The 19,331-nt window shown below is 48.5% G+C and carries 21 protein-coding genes; 19 read left to right on the plus strand and 2 right to left on the minus strand.

Annotated features, from left to right (window positions below; all coding sequences use genetic code 11):
- Window positions 1-11 precede the first annotated feature (11 nt).
- The 5 genes from cntE (ACE3K2_RS20575) to ACE3K2_RS20595 all read left to right on the plus strand — a co-directional run bounded on the left by cntE (ACE3K2_RS20575) (window position 12) and on the right by ACE3K2_RS20595 (window position 4,777).
- Window positions 12-1,205 (plus strand): staphylopine family metallophore export MFS transporter CntE, encoded by a 1,194-nt coding sequence (gene cntE / locus ACE3K2_RS20575; RefSeq protein WP_421894379.1) that lies wholly within the window; start codon window positions 12-14, stop codon window positions 1,203-1,205.
- Complete coding sequence (cntE, locus tag ACE3K2_RS20580) at window positions 1,202-2,467, plus strand: staphylopine family metallophore export MFS transporter CntE (protein ID WP_421894381.1); 1,266 nt, start codon at window positions 1,202-1,204, stop codon at window positions 2,465-2,467. Before cntE (ACE3K2_RS20575) ends, cntE (ACE3K2_RS20580) begins: the two co-directional genes overlap by 4 nt.
- A gap of 323 nt (window positions 2,468-2,790) precedes the next feature.
- Entirely contained in the window at window positions 2,791-3,987 is a 1,197-nt protein-coding gene (locus ACE3K2_RS20585; protein WP_421894384.1) for a GTP-binding protein, read from the plus strand.
- 141 nt (window positions 3,988-4,128) lie between these two features.
- Window positions 4,129-4,398: a 30S ribosomal protein S14 gene (rpsN, locus tag ACE3K2_RS20590; protein ID WP_036605831.1), complete on the plus strand. Its 270-nt coding sequence runs from the start codon at window positions 4,129-4,131 to the stop codon at window positions 4,396-4,398.
- A 43-nt stretch (window positions 4,399-4,441) separates the two neighbouring features.
- Window positions 4,442-4,777, plus strand: coding sequence for a DUF3024 domain-containing protein (locus tag ACE3K2_RS20595; protein ID WP_339305878.1), 336 nt, complete (start codon window positions 4,442-4,444; stop codon window positions 4,775-4,777).
- Between the two features lie 111 nt (window positions 4,778-4,888).
- Here the strand turns inward: ACE3K2_RS20595 and ACE3K2_RS20600 are convergent, their stop codons facing one another.
- The gene (locus ACE3K2_RS20600; protein ID WP_421894390.1) at window positions 4,889-5,740 is read right to left on the minus strand and encodes an AraC family transcriptional regulator; all 852 of its coding nucleotides are present in this window, start codon (window positions 5,738-5,740) and stop codon (window positions 4,889-4,891) included.
- 181 nt (window positions 5,741-5,921) lie between these two features.
- Here ACE3K2_RS20600 and ACE3K2_RS20605 point away from each other — a divergent pair, with 181 nt between their 5' ends.
- The gene (locus ACE3K2_RS20605) at window positions 5,922-7,994 is read left to right on the plus strand and encodes a beta-galactosidase (protein ID WP_421894393.1); all 2,073 of its coding nucleotides are present in this window, start codon (window positions 5,922-5,924) and stop codon (window positions 7,992-7,994) included.
- A gap of 143 nt (window positions 7,995-8,137) precedes the next feature.
- Here the strand turns inward: ACE3K2_RS20605 and ACE3K2_RS20610 are convergent, their stop codons facing one another.
- The gene (locus tag ACE3K2_RS20610; RefSeq protein WP_421894396.1) at window positions 8,138-9,181 is read right to left on the minus strand and encodes a substrate-binding domain-containing protein; all 1,044 of its coding nucleotides are present in this window, start codon (window positions 9,179-9,181) and stop codon (window positions 8,138-8,140) included.
- A 295-nt stretch (window positions 9,182-9,476) separates the two neighbouring features.
- Here ACE3K2_RS20610 and modA point away from each other — a divergent pair, with 295 nt between their 5' ends.
- The 13 genes from modA to ACE3K2_RS20675 all read left to right on the plus strand — a co-directional run bounded on the left by modA (window position 9,477) and on the right by ACE3K2_RS20675 (window position 19,276).
- Window positions 9,477-10,349, plus strand: coding sequence for a molybdate ABC transporter substrate-binding protein (gene modA, locus ACE3K2_RS20615; protein WP_421894398.1), 873 nt, complete (start codon window positions 9,477-9,479; stop codon window positions 10,347-10,349).
- Entirely contained in the window at window positions 10,346-11,032 is a 687-nt protein-coding gene (gene modB, locus ACE3K2_RS20620) for a molybdate ABC transporter permease subunit (RefSeq protein ID WP_421894401.1), read from the plus strand. The genes modA and modB overlap by 4 nt, the downstream gene beginning before the upstream one ends.
- Window positions 11,033-11,306: 274 nt before the next feature.
- The gene (locus ACE3K2_RS20625; protein WP_253440509.1) at window positions 11,307-11,639 is read left to right on the plus strand and encodes a hypothetical protein; all 333 of its coding nucleotides are present in this window, start codon (window positions 11,307-11,309) and stop codon (window positions 11,637-11,639) included.
- Window positions 11,640-11,956: 317 nt separating this feature from the next.
- Complete coding sequence (locus ACE3K2_RS20630) at window positions 11,957-12,778, plus strand: transporter substrate-binding domain-containing protein (protein WP_421894528.1); 822 nt, start codon at window positions 11,957-11,959, stop codon at window positions 12,776-12,778.
- Between the two features lie 23 nt (window positions 12,779-12,801).
- Window positions 12,802-13,557, plus strand: a complete 756-nt coding sequence (locus ACE3K2_RS20635) for an amino acid ABC transporter permease (protein WP_421894404.1) — start codon at window positions 12,802-12,804, stop codon at window positions 13,555-13,557.
- A gap of 176 nt (window positions 13,558-13,733) precedes the next feature.
- Window positions 13,734-14,444, plus strand: a complete 711-nt coding sequence (locus tag ACE3K2_RS20640) for an amino acid ABC transporter permease (RefSeq protein ID WP_421894407.1) — start codon at window positions 13,734-13,736, stop codon at window positions 14,442-14,444.
- A complete protein-coding gene (locus tag ACE3K2_RS20645) occupies window positions 14,441-15,193 on the plus strand; it encodes an amino acid ABC transporter ATP-binding protein (RefSeq protein ID WP_017692508.1) in 753 nt (250 codons plus the stop codon). The genes ACE3K2_RS20640 and ACE3K2_RS20645 overlap by 4 nt, the downstream gene beginning before the upstream one ends.
- A 121-nt stretch (window positions 15,194-15,314) precedes the next feature.
- Entirely contained in the window at window positions 15,315-15,602 is a 288-nt protein-coding gene (locus ACE3K2_RS20650) for a hypothetical protein (RefSeq protein ID WP_017692509.1), read from the plus strand.
- A 23-nt stretch (window positions 15,603-15,625) separates the two neighbouring features.
- Window positions 15,626-15,967, plus strand: coding sequence for a restriction endonuclease subunit S (locus ACE3K2_RS20655; RefSeq protein ID WP_421894412.1), 342 nt, complete (start codon window positions 15,626-15,628; stop codon window positions 15,965-15,967).
- A complete protein-coding gene (locus tag ACE3K2_RS20660) occupies window positions 15,964-16,260 on the plus strand; it encodes a hypothetical protein (RefSeq protein WP_421894415.1) in 297 nt (98 codons plus the stop codon). Before ACE3K2_RS20655 ends, ACE3K2_RS20660 begins: the two co-directional genes overlap by 4 nt.
- Before the next feature lie 4 nt (window positions 16,261-16,264).
- Window positions 16,265-16,606: a hypothetical protein gene (locus ACE3K2_RS20665; RefSeq protein WP_421894418.1), complete on the plus strand. Its 342-nt coding sequence runs from the start codon at window positions 16,265-16,267 to the stop codon at window positions 16,604-16,606.
- Window positions 16,607-16,982: 376 nt separating this feature from the next.
- The gene (locus ACE3K2_RS20670; protein WP_421894421.1) at window positions 16,983-18,077 is read left to right on the plus strand and encodes a CgeB family protein; all 1,095 of its coding nucleotides are present in this window, start codon (window positions 16,983-16,985) and stop codon (window positions 18,075-18,077) included.
- Window positions 18,078-18,136: 59 nt separating this feature from the next.
- Window positions 18,137-19,276, plus strand: a complete 1,140-nt coding sequence (locus ACE3K2_RS20675) for a CgeB family protein (protein WP_421894424.1) — start codon at window positions 18,137-18,139, stop codon at window positions 19,274-19,276.
- Window positions 19,277-19,331 lie beyond the last annotated feature (55 nt).

The raw sequence follows: 19,331 nt of genomic DNA on the forward strand, positions 1-19,331 counted from the left end.
GAACACCCATTGTGAGTGGAGCGATGTCTTGGCCTTTTCTACGCTTGTACCTATTGGTTCTTCTATATTTCAGTGCTAATGCCATTCTTAACGTGATCATCCCATTGCAAGGCGAGTCCTTGGGTGCGAGTGGTACAACGATCGGACTTATCATGGGTGCTTATATGTTCACAACGATGTTCTTCAGACCATGGGCCGGTCGGATTATTCAAAAGCACGGACCCATCAAAATATTACGCCTGATTCTGATTATCAATGGATTTGCGCTGATTTTATATACCTTTACGGGACTTGATGGTTTTTTGGTTGCTCGTATTTTGCAGGGGGTATCGACAGCGTTTTTTTCGATGGCTTTGCAGATTGGCATTATTGATGCCCTTCCAGAGAAGGATCGGTCACAGGGGATTTCGTATTATTCGCTATTCAGTTATATACCGGGGATCATGGGACCTGTGCTTGCATTAGGGATATGGCAGGCGGGAGGCATGGATTATTTTACAGTGGTTCTGATCGGCATTGCCGTCTGTACAGGTGTCTTCGGATATACCGCCAAAATGGAACCAAACAAGGAGCAGCCTGCTGTGGATCCATCGGAGCAGCATGTGAGCATGTGGGAATCCTTTGGGCAGTTGGTGAAGAATCCACATTTATTTCGGTGCAGTGTGTTAATGCTCTCTGCTTCCGTTGTATTTGGCGCGATTACAACCTTCATTCCGCTGTACGCCAGCCAGGTACCCAACGGGAATGCCGGCGTATATCTGATGCTTCAGGCAGGAACGGTGGTGCTGGCTCGAATCATGCTCCGGAAAAGGATTCCTTCTGATGGCAGTTGGCATTCTCCTTTCATGATGGGTACCATGTGTCTGCTTGCCGTAGCTGCCCAATGTGTCAGTTTTGCCGTGACAGGCGGGGTGCTCTTTTTCTATGTGGGCGCTGTATTTATGGGAATCGGTCAGGCCATCCTGTATCCGACACTCACGACCTATTTATCTTTTGTACTGCCTAAGCTGAATCGGAACGTCCTGATCGGGTTATTCATCGCGATGGCGGACCTGGGGATTTCTCTGGGTGGTGTGATCATGGGACCCGTTGCTGACTTCTCTTCCTATTCATTTATGTACATGATGTGTGCTATCCTAGGAGCGGTAATGATCGTTGTTGCCTATGAACGGCGTAGGCCCGTGACAGGTGCATCGGTGAGTTGATAGCCAGAAGAGAAAGTGGGGACGAACGTTTGAAGTCTTCTGTAACGGGAACATCTGATGGAAAATTAAATCCGGTATCCTTTTCGTTTATCCGGTTTTATATGCTCGCCTTTTTGTTTTTTGCAGCAAATTCAGCTTTGACGATTATTCTGCCTTTGCGAAGCGAGGCCGCCGGACTGAACCAGGCTGAGATTGGTCTGATGATGGGGGCATACATGTTCACCTGTATGCTTTTGAGACCTTTTGCAGCGCAGCTGCTGGGTAAGCATGGGCCACTTCGAGTGATGCAATGGTTATTGCTTTTGCATGCGGGCACGCTGCTGTTATTTGTTGTTTTCGGTGTGGAGACGTATCTGTGGTTGCGGGCCATGCAGGGGGTGGCTACGGCCTTTTTCTCCATGACGATGCAGGCGGGCATTGTGGAAAAGCTGGAGGACAAAGACCGGGCACAAGGGCTGTCCATGTACACCTTGTTTACGATGGTTCCTTCTCTCGTCATTCCGATCCTCGCCATCCAAATCTGGGAAAATGCCAGTGATCTGGCATTTACGTTGCTGATGATCGGACTGGCAGCTTTGCCACTCCTGATTGGGTACAATGTGGATCTGCCCCGGAGTACGGTGCAGAACAAATCGTATACCTTGCGCGACATGCTGCGTTCATTCGGCGGCATCTGGCGCAGTACGCCATTGTTGATCAGCAGCGTGGTGATGCTGTTTGCGTCCTGCGTGTTTGGGGCAACAGCGACCTTCCTTCCCCTGTATATGGTATCCACTGGTATGGCGAGTGCAGGCGTATTTCTGACAATTCAGGGATTGGTTGTGATTATGTGCAGGTTTGTTTTGCGTAAAAAAATTCCGTCTGACGGCAGCTGGAATACCTGGCTGATGGCAGGGTTAATGCTGTGTGCTGCATTGGGAACCCAGTTGCTCAGTCTACTGGAGACCATCGGGCCACTGGTGTATCTTTCTGCAGTGTTCAGCGGTTTTGCCCTGGCATTGTTGTACCCGACATTAACCACCTATCTGTCTTTTGTGCTGCCTGCGGATTCCAGATATGTACTCATGGGGATATTCATGTCCTCCTATGACCTGGGATTCTCTCTGGGTGGACTGGCGATGGGGTTCATTGTGCAGGTGAGTTCATATTCGACCATGTTCATGATCTGCACATTGCTGTCTGTTGCAGCGATGATTCTGGTATTGGTGTTCAGGCAACGGATGGAAGCGGGGAATAAGGCTGCATCTATGGTGTCTGTATAGATTGAACTAAAGAGCATTTATAGGGATCACTCCGATGACAGAACTACCTTCCGATCGCTGTTATCCCCAGTCCGCTTTCTAGCCTATCCCGCATGTATTGCGAATATATACAGAGGAGGTTTATGACTCACTTCTTGCCAGAACGCATCCTCAGGATGCGAAAGAGCGGGGGAAGTCATCAGCCTTTTTTGTTTTTTTTGCAAGGTTATATCAAAAATAGTTTGACAACGACCGTCTAACAGGATTATAGTCATTGTTGTTAATCGTAATAATTACTATTAAATCTGGATTACACAGACTGCACATATAAGGAGTAGAGATCTATGACACAAAAGCAAGTTCCGGTAACCGTACTGAGTGGTTACCTCGGTTCAGGGAAAACGACGGTTTTGAATCATGTGTTGAACAACAGACAGGGGCTCAAAGTTGCTGTAATCGTCAACGACATGAGTGAGGTGAATATTGATGCTGCGCTGGTTAAGGGGGAGGCAACCTTGTCTCGTACCGAAGAGAAGCTGGTGGAGTTGTCGAACGGCTGTATCTGCTGCACCTTGCGGGATGATCTGATGCAGGAGATTGAGAAGCTGGTGAACGAAGGCAAGTATGACTATATTTTGATCGAATCCACTGGAATCAGTGAACCTGTTCCCGTTGCACAGACCTTTACATACGCCAATGAGGAGTCGGGTATTGATCTGACAAGTTTAGCCCGATTGGATTGTCTGGTAACAGTAGTGGATGCCAATCGTTTCTGGCATGATTTTGGATCAGGGCAGAGTCTATTGGATCGTAACCAGGCGACTGGAGTTGAGGACACGCGTGACGTCGTAGATTTGTTGATCGATCAGATTGAGACATGTGATGTGTTGTTGCTCAACAAATGTGATCTGGTCGATGACGATGAGCTGAACAAGCTTGAAGGCATTATTCGCAGGTTACAGCCTAACGCCAAGATCATTCGCACGGAGAATGGACAGGTGAATCCGTCCGAGATTCTGAATACAGGCCGCTTTGATTTCGAGAAAGTGAGCATGTCCGCTGGTTGGATTCAGGAATTGGAGAAGGAATCGCATACGCCGGAAACGGAGGAATATGGTATTGCTTCCTTTGTCTATCGCCGCAGAAAACCATTCCATCCTTCCCGTCTGGCTGAATTCATGAGTTACTGGCCGGAAGAAGTGGTACGTGCCAAAGGCTTGGTATGGCTTGCGGCTGATGGGGATGTTGCTGCAAGTCTCAGTCAAGCGGGTCCATCCATTCAGTTCGGTCCTGCGGGACATTGGGTCGCGGCGTTGCCGGAAGCGGACAAGGAAGAGATTTTACGTAACGAGCCGGATGTGCTGGAGAAATGGGATGCCCAGTGGGGAGATCGCCAGACGGAGCTGGTCATGATCGGGATCGACATGGAGCGTGCCAGCATTGAAGACGAGCTGGACCAGTGTCTGCTCAGTGATGAAGAAATGCTGGCCAACTGGGGTCATTTCGACAATCCACTGCCATGGCCTGTGGAGGCTGTATAAGGCTGAAGATGATGGAGTAGCGTGATATAAGCACATCTATATAAATTGAAATAAACATTTACACAAAACGGAGTGTACAGTGTAAATATTCTTTAGTTCAATTTATAAACATAAATTAAAGAGATAAAGGAGCTGTAATGCATGGCTAAAAAATCAAAAGTGGTACGTGAGAAGCAGCGTCAGGCCATCGTGGCAAAATATGCGGACCTGCGCCGGGAATTGAAGGAAAAAGGGGATTACGAAGCCTTGCAGAAATTGCCGCGGAATGCGTCACCGACCAGATTGAAGAACCGCTGTGAGGTAACAGGCCGCCCGCGGGGTTATCTACGCAAGTTCAAGGTATCTCGGATTAAGTTCAGAGAACTGGCTCATCAAGGGCAGATCCCTGGCGTAACAAAATCCAGTTGGTAAATGGATCAAGGGGGCGTATTTTGCTGAAAGGATGTGCATCTTCATGCTGGACTTGTTTACACTCCAAAGGATTCAGTCCGTAATGAACGGTTATATTCATGAGAAGGTACCCGCGCCACTGCGTACGATGGTGAAGTTGACGTATGAGATGAATGACAATGAACTGATCCTCACTGAAGAAAGACCCGCCGAGGAACGGTATCAATGGGACAAGATGCATATTGCCCGATTTTACTGGGAAGATCATCGGTGGAAGGTGTATGCCAGAGATGAACAGAGCAGCTGGAACCCGGTAGATGTGATTACACCTTGTTCTGATTTTGAGGATGTGCTCGAGCAGGTCGAACGGGATGAGGCCGGGGTATTCTGGCGTGAGTGAGGTTAATGAGGATGAAGATCCGAATGAACATCTATTAAAATGAGTGAAGAAGACTCTGCATGTTGTATGCAGAGTCTTCTTTTTGCGTCAGCATGATGAAGTAACTTGTGCCTATAACGAATGATTGTGCATCATTCGAAATTGCATAGGCGTTACGTTTTCCTGGGTTTTAAAACATCGGATGAAGTAGCTTGACTGTGAAAATCCCGTTTCCAGCGTAATTTGCTTAATGGAAAGGTTGGTTGTCGCAAGCAGCTGCTTGGCATGCAATAACCTGGATTCCATCAGGAATTCCGGGAAGGAGATGCCGAACGTTTGACTGAACTTGCGGCTAAAGTATGTTGTACTGTATCCGGCGATCCCGGCAACGTGTTCAAGTGTAATATGCTCGTTACTATGGGAACGAATATAATTACCTGCTTCACGAATTCGCTCTGAAGTGTGATTGAGCGAAACGTTGATTCGGCTCGCTGCGGATTGCAATCGGGTCAGAAGCTCATATAGAGTTGCTGCCATGCTGTGCTCGTCCTCCACTTGATAGCCTCTTCCTAGGTCCAGTAGTCTATCCATCAGCGCGGTAACCATCGGAAAGTTGGAACATTGAAACAGCCAAGGCTCGTCCACGCCCTTTCCATTTAGCAGTTCTTCAAGACGAACGCCATAAAAATGAATCCAACGAATACTCCAAGGATCATCCGAATCAGAGTAGTAGGTTTGTCTGAGACCGGGACCGTAGAGGAATCCCTGTCCTTGCATTAACTCATATCGTGTGGTTCCGGTGTCCAGGAATCCTTTGCCGCTGAGTACAAGGTGCAAATTGTAACATTGATCCAAGTTGATTTCAGTGGTGCCATATTCTCGATGCACACGATGCTTCGGAAAGTCACTGTACCCTCCAATAAAATCGGGAAAGCATACATGTCTGGGGAAAATCGGCTTGGGGAGAAAGATGTGTTCTCTCACGTGCATCCTCCATTTGAACGCAATATTTTTATGTAATCAATCCAAATAGATTCAGACAACTGTGATTTGAATCTATAGTAATGACAATATTTTATTATAAGTCGCATAATCTTGTCATTTATTATACATGAAGGTTCCAATAGAATGGAGGCAATATAGCAGGTTAAGGGGGCAATTGAAGGTGGCAAAGTCTATACATATGGATGAATTGAAACTAGGGGTCTGTTATTACCCTGAGCACTGGTCGGAAGCGTTGTGGGAGGACGATTTTCGCAGGATGAAAGAGATGAATATTACGGTTATTCGCATGGCTGAATTCGCATGGGCCATTTTTGAACCGGAAGAAGGCCAGTTTGATTTTAGTTTTTTCCAGAAGGCACTGGATCTGGCGCATCAATATGGGTTGAGTGTTATTTTGGGAACACCGACTGCAACTCCACCCGCATGGTTAACATCCAAGTATCCTGAAGTATTAAACGCGAATAAGGATGGGGTACTGTATCAACATGGCATGCGACGCCATACCAACTACAGCAGCCCAATCTACAGACAGCAATGTGAGAAAATCGTGCGTAATATGGTGATTGCCTACAAAGATCATCCGGCTCTCATTGGCTGGCAGATTGATAACGAATTCAATTGTCATATGGACGTATTCTACGCTGAGGCAGACCATGTCGCTTTCCGTGAGTGGTTAAAAGATCGTTATGAATCGTTAGAGAATCTGAACCAGGCTTGGGGGACAGTCTTCTGGAGTCAGACCTATACCGACTGGGAGCAAGTTCACCTTACCCAAAATATGGTCAGTCCATCGCCCAATCCTCACCTGGCACTGGATGAAAAGCGATTCATCTCAGCCAATACGATTTCATTTGCCAAGCTGCAGGTGGACGTCATTCGGGAACTGGACCCGAAACATTGGATCACAACGAACGGTACGTTTGGACACCTGGATAATCATGAAATGACAGAGGAGCTGCTCGATTTCTTCTCTTATGATTCGTATCCGCAGTTTGCCACGATCTTCCCGGGAACAGATGATAATTCGTTACAAGACCGGGCCTGGAGCATGAAACTGTCCAACGTACGCAACATGTCACCGAACTTCTGCGTGATGGAGCAACAGTCTGGTCCAGGAGGCTGGGTCGACAGCATAGGCATGGGTACGCCAAGACCGGGACAGATCCGATTATGGTCGTATCAATCGGTTCTTCACGGAACAGACCTGCTCGTCTATTTCCGCTGGCGGACGGCAACATTTGGCACGGAGATGTACTGGCATGGCATCAATGATTACCATAATCAACCCAACAGAAGGGTACGCGAGGTTGCGCAAGTAGGGGAGGAGTTTGCCAAGATCGGGCGCGTTATTGCGGGCACTACCTATCAAGCCGACGTTGCGATCCTGCAGGATTACGATAACATCTGGGACGGAGAGTTGGACGAATGGCACGGACCGCTTCATCAGCAGAGCGTACGCTCCTGGTATAAGCAGCTCCAGTATCGTCATATTCCGACAGATCTGGTTACCCTGCAATCAACGACAACACTGGAGGCGTTATCCCAATATAAGGTGATCATCTATGCTCACCCCGCCATCATGACAGACGAGACAGCAGAACTGATGCAAGCTTATGTCAGTCAAGGAGGTACCCTGTTTTTCGGTGCGCGCACGGGTTATAAGGACCTTAAGGGACATTGTTATATGAGACCATTCCCAGGCGCTGTTGCTGAGTTGTGTGGTGTAACCGTAGAGGATTTCACCTTAATCAAAGGAACCGTTCCCGCAGCCACGTTGCAATGGAGCGGGACAAGAGGGCGACTTCAGGAGGGAACAACAACGACCGGATTTAACGAAGTCCTTCATGTGGAGTATCCTGACGTGCAGGTCGTAGCCGAGTATGCATCCGAATATTATGCAGGTAGTCCTGCTATGACCAAACGCGCGGTAGGTCAAGGGCATGTGTGGTATTATGGTGCAGCTTATAATGAACCGGTCGTAGATGCTCTTCTGGATGAGATCGGGCTAGTCTCGCCTGTGGATGACCTGGTAGAGGTGCCGTCCGAAGTTGAGCTTGGGATCCGTTCCGGTAAGGATAAAGCTTATGTATTTTTACTCAACTACTCGGACCACGAAGTGGCCATCCAGCTTAAAAAGGAAGCCAAAGAGTTGTTATCGGGTACAACGCTTCATAATGAGGTCAACCTACCCGCGTATGGTGTATTTATCTTGGAGATCGATCTGCCGCAATGAGCAGCCCATCCTTCGATCTGATGAGTGATTATATATAGAAAAAATCCAAAAAACGCCTTGCAGCCATTGCAAGGCGTTTGGTATATGCATCATGTGCGCCATACATTTAGCATGGACGGACTGAAGAGCTCTACATCATATAACTATGCTTCGTACAAAATTTCACCTGTTCGCGATACATCATAGCCCTCGAATGATTGCAGTTCCTGCCTGAACTCCGGCGATTGGAGAATTCGCAGTACCGATTCTGTCCAGGCTTTATTGCCTTGTTTCCTCAGCATGACCAGATCATAGCGCTCCTGGACAAGCGGGATAAAATCAACCTGGCCTACAAGTCGTGCAGCTTTCTCAATGCCAACTCCGACATCGGCTTCACCAGAACTGACTTTGGCAGCCACGCCCATGTGACTGGTTTCTTCGGCTTCATATCCGATTAGATTCGCGGCAGGAATTCCATGCAGCCGAAGCTGCTCATCCAGCAATACGCGCGCGCCAGAACCTTTCTCCCGGTTAGCCAGACGAAGTTCGGGCTTGCTCAGATCGGTCCAATTCTGCAAATGAAGCGGGTTGCCGCGCCCGACATACAATCCTGCGGGTCGGGACAGCAAATTCACCACTACATAAGAGCGTCCCGTCAGGATTTTGCGAATATACGGCAGATTATATTCACCGGTATCTCCGTCAAGCAGATGGGTACTGACCAGATCGGATTCACCACGATACATCGAGATAAGCCCGTCCAGACTACCCATGAACGAGCGCAGCGGACGGATGTCCCGGGTTTGTTTTTCCATATGGCGCATTAGGATATCCAGACTGACATCCTGACCTGTGATAACCAGATGCCGTGGTGCAGCAGTCATGGTATGGATAGAATTCGCTGGAGGAATTGCATGCGCAGACCCGGCGGGGGTGGCTGACAGTAAGGAAGTTCCGTGAGAATCACCATGACCTGGCTGATTAGCCGATGCCGAGGTTTGATCCGAAGCCGGGATGCGTTGATTTGAAGATTGAAGTTGCTTGGAGCGACGTTTATATGCCTCCAGATCCGTTGCATCAATCCGCATTTGTTTACCCACGCGGTATGCGACGAGATCTCCTTTTTTGATCAGGTCATAGACCGTTAGTTTCGATATTTTGAGCAGCTTGGATATTTCTTCGGTTGTGTAGGATTGCTCCTCCGTCATAAGTGAAGATCCTCCTTCAAGGGTATAGAGCAACTATGGTTGGATTACATCAGCGTAATATCATGTAGGTGATGTAATTGATGTGAATAGTTCATTCAATGTATTGCTATGTTTCTTGTACTATACCATTAATTGAGGGATGGCATAAACCTGAGCACGCGGAAGAAACCCATAGGATCGGGTAACAAAATCAAATGTAATTGAAATCACCTTCCCATTTTTTTGGTCTTGTGTATAATTAGATATAATTAATTATAACTAGTTATATCTGAATATAACGTTAGGGGAGAAGTGAATGAGAAAGAGAATCGGATATGTATTGGGGAGCATGTCACTGGGACTGGCTCTTGTATTGGCTGGTTGTGGTGCAAGTACGGACTCTACGGATACATCCACAAGTGCAGAACAAACGACTTCAACGCCAGCGGCATCAGGTGAAAGTTCATCAGCGGGAAATAGTGAACCTCAGGAAACGGTAGATCTGACGATCTCTGCGGCTGCCAGTCTGACCGATGCGATGAAAGAGATTGAAACCAATTATGAGCGAGCTAATCCTTATATAGAACTTAATTTCAACTTTGGTGCATCAGGTGCCTTGCAACAGCAGATTGAACAGGGTGCCCCGGCTGATATCTTTGTATCGGCGGCAATGAAAAATATGAATGCGCTGGTGGATGAGAACCTGATTGCATCTGGAGATCAGAAGAATCTGCTACAGAATTCACTGGTGGTGATTGTGCCAGCAGATGGGACCCATACCGTAACCAGCGAAACGGATCTCACCAGCGACTCCATCAAGACGGTAGCGATTGGCATTCCGGAAAGTGTGCCTGCGGGAACCTATGCCAAGGAAGCTCTGACGAATGCCAAGCTGTGGGATCAACTGGAGAGCAAACTTGTGCAGGGGAAAGATGTCAGACAGGTTCTTCAATATGTAGAGACAGGCAATGCAGATGCAGGATTTGTATATAAAACAGATGCTCTTACTTCAGACCAGGTGAACATTGCGTTTGAGGTGGACAAGAACAGCTACACACCCGCCAATTATCCCATAGGCATTATTGAAGGAACAAAACACCGTACAGAGGCCGAACAATTCTATGCGTATTTGCAAACCCCTGAAGTATTGGATATCTTCGCGAAATACGGCTTCACGATTCCGCAATGAATGTGAACGCCATAGACTGGTCCGTATTCTGGTCACCAGTGCGCCTGTCGCTTCAGGTTGCGCTGTTATCCAGTGTAGTCGCTGCCATAATGGGCATTGCGATAGCCTGGAAGATGTCACGTACTTCATTTCGGGGAAAGATTCTGCTGGAGACGGCATTTATGCTACCGCTTGTACTGCCTCCGACGGTGGTTGGATTTCTGTTACTTGTCATGTTGGGACGTAAAAGTCTGTTTGGACAATGGATTGAAGCCTTATTCTCCGCGCCGGTTATTTTCACCTGGTGGGCTGCGGTGATTGCTTCGGTGGTGGTTGCTTTTCCACTCGTGTATCAGACCATGAAATCGGGATTCGGCGGTGTGGATCGGGATCTTGAAGATGCGGGACGTTCGATTGGGGCGAATGAGTGGCAGGTCTTTCGTTACATTTCCTTGCCGCTCGCAGGCAGAGCCTTGATGACTGCCTTCATCCTGGGCTTTGCCCGGGCACTTGGGGAATTCGGAGCCACGTTGATGATTGCAGGCAATATTCCGGGCAAAACACAAACGGTACCCACCGCAATCTATGTCGCTGTGGATTCAGGCAATCAGACCATGGCCTGGGCATGGACGGTTTCCATTATCATCATCTCGTTTATCATGTTATTGATGACCAGACAGCAACGCGATGGTAAGCATGATTGATTTTACACGCATCCATACTATATAAAAACATGACGAAAAACCCGTGTTAAGGAAAGTGATACTTCCTTCATGCGGGTTTTTATTGCCAATTTCATATGCACCAATATCAAACAGTTAACCGAATTGGCCCTAATGGAAATGTAAAGCTGTTTTAACATAAAAAAATAAAAAAAATACCAAAATTTAATCATTCAGCACTCGCTTTCAGTGGGCTTGTTCCTGTAAGATAGAAGTAATTGATTCCAGCCAAGTACTGAAATAAGGAGAGACGACGATGAACACTAAACCTGATTGCGGCGTTTCGTTGCAAATCGATGACTATCTGGATCTTTTGCATTTTGCCATCCAAATTCAAGATCAGGAATGGCAGCAATCCTTAATCCACCAACTCAAAATATTTCAGACGGCGACGGAGCAGCAGCGCACACCTGAAGAGGAATTATGGACACGCTTTGATTATATTAACAGCAAATTAACAGGTCTGTGCCATCAGATTCATGCCGCTCATTCCATGGATGAACGCAAGAAGTTCGAGGAACGGATCGGTCTCTTGCAATTACAGCGAGTGGAAGTTGCGCGTAAAATTAAATGGGCAAGTCGCAGATAGATGAGAGAGAAAAGCACGACGTGGTGTAACGCCAACAGGATATAATGGAACGAGATTCATACATGAAGAAGCCGTCCGCCAATGGATATTGGGGATGGCTTTTTCGTGTACTATAGAGAAGTTCTATAACCATATCAGGATGTCCTATTAGTTAAGTTATTGCTCAAAGATGACTTGTAATGATATTCTTTGTTCAACCTAATTCCGACTATACAAGTAAGAATGGTTTGTTAATGAGATAGAGGAATGGGAGTACACATCATATTTGCTGTGATAACAGCCTGTGGAGGAGATTGGGAATGGTTAAAAAACGGGGGATTCAAAAATTCCGGACAGCACTGCTGTTCATTACAATGTTGGCGGTCCTGGCTGGATGCAGCACAGGTACTGCAGGCAATGAGTCAGAATCTGCTTCAGCAGCAGGCGACACAAAGGTAAAAAAAATCATTGTAGGAACAGGTACACAGTTCCCGAATGTCTGCTTCATTGATGAGAATGGCAAGTTAACAGGTTATGATGTGGAACTGATTCGGGAGATCGACAAACGTTTGCCTGAGTATGAATTCGAATTCAGCACCATGGATTTCAAAAACCTGCTGCTGAGTCTGGAAACGAAAAAAATTGACTTGATCGCGCACCAGATGGAAGTGAACGAAGAGAGACAGGCCAAGTTCCTGTTTAATGATGAAGCCTATAATATTTTCCCAAATAAAATTGTCGTAAGTCAGAAAAATGAGGAAGTAAAATCGATTGCGGATCTGAAGGGTAAAAAACTGATCGTTGGTGCTACGAGTAATGCGGCTGTACTTGCTGAGAAATGGAATGCAGCGAACGGTAACGGGATTGATATCGTCTATTCCGGCGCAGGTGAGGACACCATTACCCAGATCAAAACAGGACGTGTGGATGCAACGATCAGCACTCAGTTTGCCATTGATTATCAGAATAAAGCGGTTGATGCTCAGTTGAAAACGGTGGGAGATGCCCTCTCCAACTCCAAAGTGTACTTCATTCTGAACAAAGATGAGCAGGAGCTCAAAACCAAAGTGGACGAAGCGCTCAAATCGATCAAAGAAGATGGAACATTAGGCAAACTGAGCACAGAGTGGCTTGGAGCTGACTATACGGTTGAAGAGTAGTCTGAGAAAGGTGTGCAGCGGTAATGGGAAAATCATTTGATCTGTCATTGGTTCTGGATTTCATCCCGGAACTGCTACGATATTTGCATATAACACTGATTGTACTGGGTGGCTCCATCATGCTTGGACTGGTGGGCGGCGTGCTTCTGGCCGTTCCCCGGCTGTATCGGATTCCGGTAGTAAGCCAGCTGGCCACCCTGTACGTCTCATTCATGCGGGGCACACCGATCCTGATCAAATTGTTCCTTGTGTATTACGGACTTCCCGAGTTGCTAAAACCGATTGGCATCGACCTGTCGAGAACCGACCCGTTGCTGTTTGTCATTGTGACCTATGCGCTTAGTGACGCGGCATCCTTTGCCGAGATCTTTCGCGGAGCGGTGCGCAGTGTGGATAAAGGTCAGACGGAAGCAGCCTATGCTGCGGGGATGACGACATTCCAGTCTTTTCGGCGGATTGTCGTTCCGCAGGCACTGATTGTTGCTTTTCCAAACATGGCCAATACGTTAATCGGTTCATTAAAAGATACGTCTCTGGCTTTCTCCATCGGTGTTATGGATATGGTGGGCAGAGGGCAGACACTAATCTCCGCCACGTCCCACGCACTTGAGGTGTATATCAGTCTGTCTGTGGTCTATTATGTCATTGTCATTGTACTCGAAAAAGGATTTGCCGTTGCCGAACGCAGACTCCAGCGTCATGAACGCAAAAGAGTCGTACATAAACCGGCAATTCGAGCCAAACGCCTGAAAGAGGTTGTTCAAAAAGTCCGCTTTTGATTACGAATCATGCCTGGCGGCATCATCAGCATCGAAGATGAAATTCAGCCGAAATGTCCGTTGCTCACGTAGGTTTCCCTACGCTCCGCTACTCCATTTCTAACTTCATTCCATCTTCTCGGTACTGAAAACCAGACTTTTTGAACTTGCATTGAAACGAATAGCGGGGTGAGCATATGTCGATTGATCTCCAGTTTATCTATACCTCTTTTTTTCAAATCCTGAAGGCATTGCCACTGACACTCGTCATTACGATTGTTCCGTTGATTGCAGGCTTCGGAATCGGTCTGGCTACGGCTCTGATCCGTATTTATCGTGTGCGGTGGATTCACCGCATTGCTGACTTCTACGTTTCTTTCCTGCGTGGAACGCCGATGCTGATGCATCTATTCCTCATCTATTACGGTATTCCGATGATCATCGACAAGCTGGCGGAACGTTACGGTTGGGCTTTCCAATCCTCGTCGATCCCCATTCTCGTATTTGTACTGATTGCCTTCTCGCTCACCGCGGGTGCCTATATGTCCGAGATTATCCGTTCAGGCATTCTTGCTGTGGAAATTGGCCAGATGGAAGCCGCTCACGCTGTGGGTATGAGCACATTCCAGGCTTTGAGGCGCATCATCATCCCTCAAGCAATCGGAGCGGTACTGCCTAACCTGTGCAGCATGTTTGTCGGTTTCCTGCATGGATCAACACTCGCTTTTACCGTGTCGCAGATGGACATCCTTGGTAAAGCGGATGTGGTGGCATCCGTCAGTCTGAAATTTCTGGAGGCCTTTATCGCCGCCGCGTTCATCTACTGGGGGCTGACCATCATTGCCGAGCGGATCACCGCTGTGCTTGAGCGTCGGGTTGCCGTGTACAGCAAAGGAGGCGTGTCATGATTACATTAACGAACATACACAAAACATTTGGCAAGCAGGAAGTATTGAAGGGGATTGATCTAACCGTGGAACAAGGCGATGTCGTTGCAATCCTTGGACCGAGTGGATCAGGTAAAACAACGTTGCTGCGCTGCGTCAATTTTCTGGAACGTGCCGATGAGGGCGAGGTTCAGATCAGTGGGTTAACCGTAGATTGCAAGCATGCACGCAAACATGACATTGTGCAATTGAGACGAAAAACAGCGATGGTGTTCCAGCATTATAATCTGTTCAAACACAAGACGGTGCTGGATAACGTCACGGAAGGTTTAATTATTGCCCAGAAAATGTCCAAAGCCGATGCCCGCACTCGTGCCTTGCGTGTGCTTGAACAAGTCGGATTGTCTGCCAAAATCAATGAGTATCCGAGTATGCTGTCCGGAGGACAACAGCAACGGGTGGGTATCGCCAGAGCATTGGCACTGAATCCCGAAGTGATTTTGTTTGATGAACCGACCTCAGCGCTGGACCCCGAGCTTGTGGGTGAGGTGTTGTCTGTCATCCGCTCCATTGCTCAAGAGGGAATTACCATGATTGTCGTCACCCATGAAATGGGGTTTGCCCGTGAGGTGGCCAATCGGGTTGTTTTCATGGATGGAGGTTCCGTTGTAGAGGAAGGAACCCCGGAAGAGGTATTTGTGCGTCCCAAGCAGGAACGTACTCGCCAATTCCTCAGTCGGTATTCTTCTGACTGGAGTTATGTCATCTGACGATATAGGCGCAAGCTGTAGTAACTGACGATCCCGGCCCGGCATATGCTGTAACAGGCAAATGCTGATAGGCCGGGTTTTTCTATGGGTGAAGCAGGCCGTGACGGTAAGGAGGAGGACCATGCAGAGCAAAATCGATGAAATCATCACACATATTGCACACTCTCACCAGCAGATCGCACGTGTGCTGGATGCCAAACGCCAAGTCGCTGTACGCATGTCTGAAATCATCAATCATTTGCCAGATATCGAACCGGAGTTGGATGGCGTTGACGGTCTGCTGGATAGCTCTGGGCAAATCAACAAAAGCATTATCTCTTACTTGGGAGGCCTTGCAGATCTGGAAGAGGCTGTAGCCGAAACGCTGACCCAAGTCATGCGGGAGATCGCGGTTCAAGAGGAAGAATAAGCCCGGAAGGCGGGTGAAGGAACATGAGTAGAGAACAGAGCCTCATTCTGATGCTGGACGCAGCAGCCAAGATGCAGTGGAATATTGCCCTGATCCTGGAGGCAAAAGCGGTTGAGGCCGAGAAGGTACGGAACTGGACACTGAATCATTTGAATGGGGATACCTTTCTGACGCATGGGGATCAGGTAGGCGAGCCACTCAAAATGCATGATCAGCTGGTGGAATTGCTGGAAGGGTTAACCCGGATGGAGACCGGACTGTGCAACAACCTCAAAGCGGTGATGGTACAGAACGACAGCGAAGATGGCGGCGGGTTGGACGGTGGCATGTTTGGCGGCATGGATCTGGGAGACATGGGAAAATGAGTCTGATGCGGCGTGAGCAGGAAGCTAAACTGGCCCTCATTGAATCCATTGCACACAGTCAGCAGGCGCTGGCACGCATTCTGGACAGTGTAGCCAGTGTAACCGCTCATTCGGAAGTATCCGCCCGCAGTCTGGCCGAGAACATTCGTCTGCTGAGTCGCTATCAGGAAGAAATGTCTCGTATGGTTACGGGAATCAGGCTGGCCCGAATCCAGCATGGGGAGCCTGGCTTGCCATGGCTCAAAGACCCCGGGTGTGCGATACGTATCGTTCGGGACATACAGGAGGAATGATGACATGTTAAAAAAGAAGAAAATACGACTGAGAACCAAAAGAGCTTTGGTCACTCGTGGAGCCCGTCTGCGCAAAATTCGCAAGCTGCGTGCCCTCAGAGCCAAACGTCTTCTTCACAAACGCCCACTTAAAGGACGCAGAGCGTGGCTCAAAAAAAAGAAACGTACGGTACGGCGGCACCGGAGTCCGAAGCCCGTACAACCAGTCGTCCCGGCTACCCCTACCGATCCGAATCCGGACGGTGCATACAGCCAGGGATACAACGAGGCGTACAACGAGGGATTCAACGCGGGTTTCGCCAAGGGATTCGAGGACGGACATCAGCTGGCGTACAAAGCACAGTAACCGAGTAGCGGAGCGCAAGGAAGACTGCGTGAGCAACTACAATGTTTCCAAAGGAAACATACTTCGTAAGCCTCCCGCTTATTACGGCTGAATTCCCTATTCGATGCTGGTGATGCCGTTAGGCATCCTTCGTAATCAAAAGCGAACTTTATGACAACCTCTAACAAATGATGTAGCCCGGGGGACAGATCCCTCCGGGTTATTTGTATCACCGCAAAAGCGGACATGCCCGTACAGGCGGATGTGGAGGGCAAGCGCCAATTTTGCGCCTTGCAGGACACCCGTCCATGATGCATCTGACCCCGAGGCATATCCTTTAGAGGGAAGACCAATCACGGGGAGAGTCTGGAAGTGAGATCTCCTGAAGGAAGACAGGGTGAAGAATGTGGCAAAACAAAGACACCGTCCGCTAACTGAAGCGGAGACAGCTTACCGCGGCGGATATGCAGAAGGCCGCAGATTTGGTGGCTGTCAAGCCATGATGGAGCGTGTGCAGATGTTTGAACCGACCCTGCGGGACATGAAGGTGCTGTATATTCCGCAAGGGTTCGATGCCATCGATGAAGGTGTCACCCTGGCCCTGCAGCAGTCTGTACGTGAATGCGTTGTTGGATCGCCAGCAGCGATGTTGCAGGAAGCCAGTCAGCATCGGCCAGATGTTGTGCTCGTCATGAATGGTCTGCATGTGTTTCCCCCAGATCATCTGGAGCAGGTGAAGGGCATACGTGCACTCGGTATTCGAACAGCGGTGTGGTTTGTGGATGATCCGTATTTCACCGAAGATACAGTGTCCCTGTGTCCACACTATGATGTCGTGTTCACGCATGAAGAGGCCGCTGTGCCATTCTATCAAGGACATGGAGCGAACCGGGTTATCTATATGCCACTTGCGGTGAATCCGGGTATGTTTCAGCCGCGCCGTGCGGCACCGCAGCATCAGCACGACATTTGTTTTATCGGTACTGGATTCTGGAACCGGATTGCCTTGTTTGATGAGCTGGCTCCTTTTCTTGCGGACAAAAAGGTGTTCATCGCAGGTAGTCAGTGGAACCGGCTGGCGCGCTTTGATGTATTAGGCCGTTTCATCCACGAAGGATGGATTGCTCCCGGAGAGACAGTAGATTATTACAACGGCGCCAAGATTGTCATTAACATTCACCGGACTTGTGAGAATGGGGAAGACAATCGCAACACACATCATCTGCAAGGTCACTCGATTAATCCACGCACGTATGAGATTAGCGCCTGCGGCACCATGCAGATTACGGATGCACGTGCGGATTTACCCCGTTATTATAAGCCGGGATATGACATCGAAACGTTCACCAACGCAGCAGAACTGCAGCGCAAGATCCACTATTATCTGAAGCATGAAGAAGAACGACAGGTGATGGCGTGGCGGGGACTTCTCACCACGATGAACCAGCACACGTTCACTCGCCGCATCGGTCAGTTGCTGGAATATTTGTAATTCCCATCTGAAGTACAGCACCAAAGAGTACCTATCCCAAAAAATAAAGGAGTGGCGGTATGTCTCTCAAACACCGTAAAACCACAAAGGTTCATGCACCCGTACTGAGCCTGGCTGATCAAGCGCGCAAAAATGGGCAACATGCCGGATATGACGCAGGTAAGGAAGAGGGATATCTGCGCGGTCGCGCCAACTATATTGTGAATTGTGCACAGGAACCGTTGCCGTTCCGGCAAGTTCACGTGCTGTATGTATCTTCGGGTAAAGGTTTCCCTTACTCCCCGTTGGATGAGGCCATCATGGCCACGCTACAGGGCATGGTAGCTCAGGTAACCCTCACTGATCCACGTCAACCGGTTTCTGAAATTGCATTGCAGACGCGTCCTGATCTGGTGCTTGTGTTGGATGGAATGGATATTCCCATCGAGCATATCGATGCGATTCGCCAAGCTGGCATTCAGACGGCGATCTGGTTGACCGATGACCCGTACTATACAGACATGACACTTGATATCGTAAAACATTTTGACCATATCTTCACGTTGGAACTGAACTGTATCGATCTATATCGACAAAACGGCTGCGCGTCGGTTCACTACCTCCCATTTGCCGCATTCACCAATCATTATTTTCCGATTACAACCCCTTCCCCGTTAAAACGGGATGTCAGCTTTATCGGCTCGGCCTACTGGAACCGGGTGTACTTCTTCAATCCGATCATGCCTCAGTTGATGTCACACAATACCGTATTTAACGGAATCTGGTGGGACCGTCTGCCTGACTATACTGCCTACGGCGAGAAGATTGAACTCGGCCGCTGGATGAGTCCGCAGGAGACCAATGATGTGTACAATGGGACCAAAATTGTCATCAACCTGCATCGATCCCACGAAGATGATTCCGTCAATAATAATCACCTCAAAATCCCGCCAGCCTCACCGAACCCGAGAACGTTTGAAATTGCCGCGTCCACGACGCTACAGTTGACCGACGCACGGGATGACATTGCGCGTTTCTACAAACCGGGTGTGGAGATTGAGACATATTCCTCGCCGCAGGAGTTGCTCGACAAGGTGGAATACTATCTTACTCATGAGAAGGAACGCCGTGAGATTGCCCTTCGTGGACTCGAACGTACACTGAAAGACCACACGTATGGCAAAAGAATTAATGAAATGTTAACCATCATATTCCCTTAATTCTGGCCGGGAGGAGGTGTGCACAGTACCCTGTATCGGATATCCGCATACAGGG

Origin of the sequence: Paenibacillus sp. (genome assembly GCF_048976745.1) — a bacterium.
Taxonomy (GTDB): Bacteria; Bacillota; Bacilli; order Paenibacillales; family Paenibacillaceae; genus Paenibacillus.

Bases quoted from the DNA above. Each gene is read 5' to 3' on its own strand.
- ACE3K2_RS20585 (WP_421894384.1), top strand. From the start codon at position 2,791: ATGACACAAAAGCAAGTTCCGGTAACCGTACTGAGTGGTTACCTCGGT.
- rpsN (WP_036605831.1), top strand. From the start codon at position 4,129: ATGGCTAAAAAATCAAAAGTGGTACGTGAGAAGCAGCGTCAGGCCATC.
- ACE3K2_RS20595 (WP_339305878.1), top strand. From the start codon at position 4,442: ATGCTGGACTTGTTTACACTCCAAAGGATTCAGTCCGTAATGAACGGT.
- ACE3K2_RS20610 (WP_421894396.1), bottom strand. From the start codon at position 9,181: ATGACGGAGGAGCAATCCTACACAACCGAAGAAATATCCAAGCTGCTC.
- modA (WP_421894398.1), top strand. From the start codon at position 9,477: ATGAGAAAGAGAATCGGATATGTATTGGGGAGCATGTCACTGGGACTG.
- modB (WP_421894401.1), top strand. From the start codon at position 10,346: ATGAATGTGAACGCCATAGACTGGTCCGTATTCTGGTCACCAGTGCGC.
- ACE3K2_RS20625 (WP_253440509.1), top strand. From the start codon at position 11,307: ATGAACACTAAACCTGATTGCGGCGTTTCGTTGCAAATCGATGACTAT.
- ACE3K2_RS20635 (WP_421894404.1), top strand. From the start codon at position 12,802: ATGGGAAAATCATTTGATCTGTCATTGGTTCTGGATTTCATCCCGGAA.
- ACE3K2_RS20640 (WP_421894407.1), top strand. From the start codon at position 13,734: ATGTCGATTGATCTCCAGTTTATCTATACCTCTTTTTTTCAAATCCTG.
- ACE3K2_RS20645 (WP_017692508.1), top strand. From the start codon at position 14,441: ATGATTACATTAACGAACATACACAAAACATTTGGCAAGCAGGAAGTA.
- ACE3K2_RS20650 (WP_017692509.1), top strand. From the start codon at position 15,315: ATGCAGAGCAAAATCGATGAAATCATCACACATATTGCACACTCTCAC.
- ACE3K2_RS20655 (WP_421894412.1), top strand. From the start codon at position 15,626: ATGAGTAGAGAACAGAGCCTCATTCTGATGCTGGACGCAGCAGCCAAG.
- ACE3K2_RS20660 (WP_421894415.1), top strand. From the start codon at position 15,964: ATGAGTCTGATGCGGCGTGAGCAGGAAGCTAAACTGGCCCTCATTGAA.
- ACE3K2_RS20665 (WP_421894418.1), top strand. From the start codon at position 16,265: ATGTTAAAAAAGAAGAAAATACGACTGAGAACCAAAAGAGCTTTGGTC.
- ACE3K2_RS20675 (WP_421894424.1), top strand. From the start codon at position 18,137: ATGTCTCTCAAACACCGTAAAACCACAAAGGTTCATGCACCCGTACTG.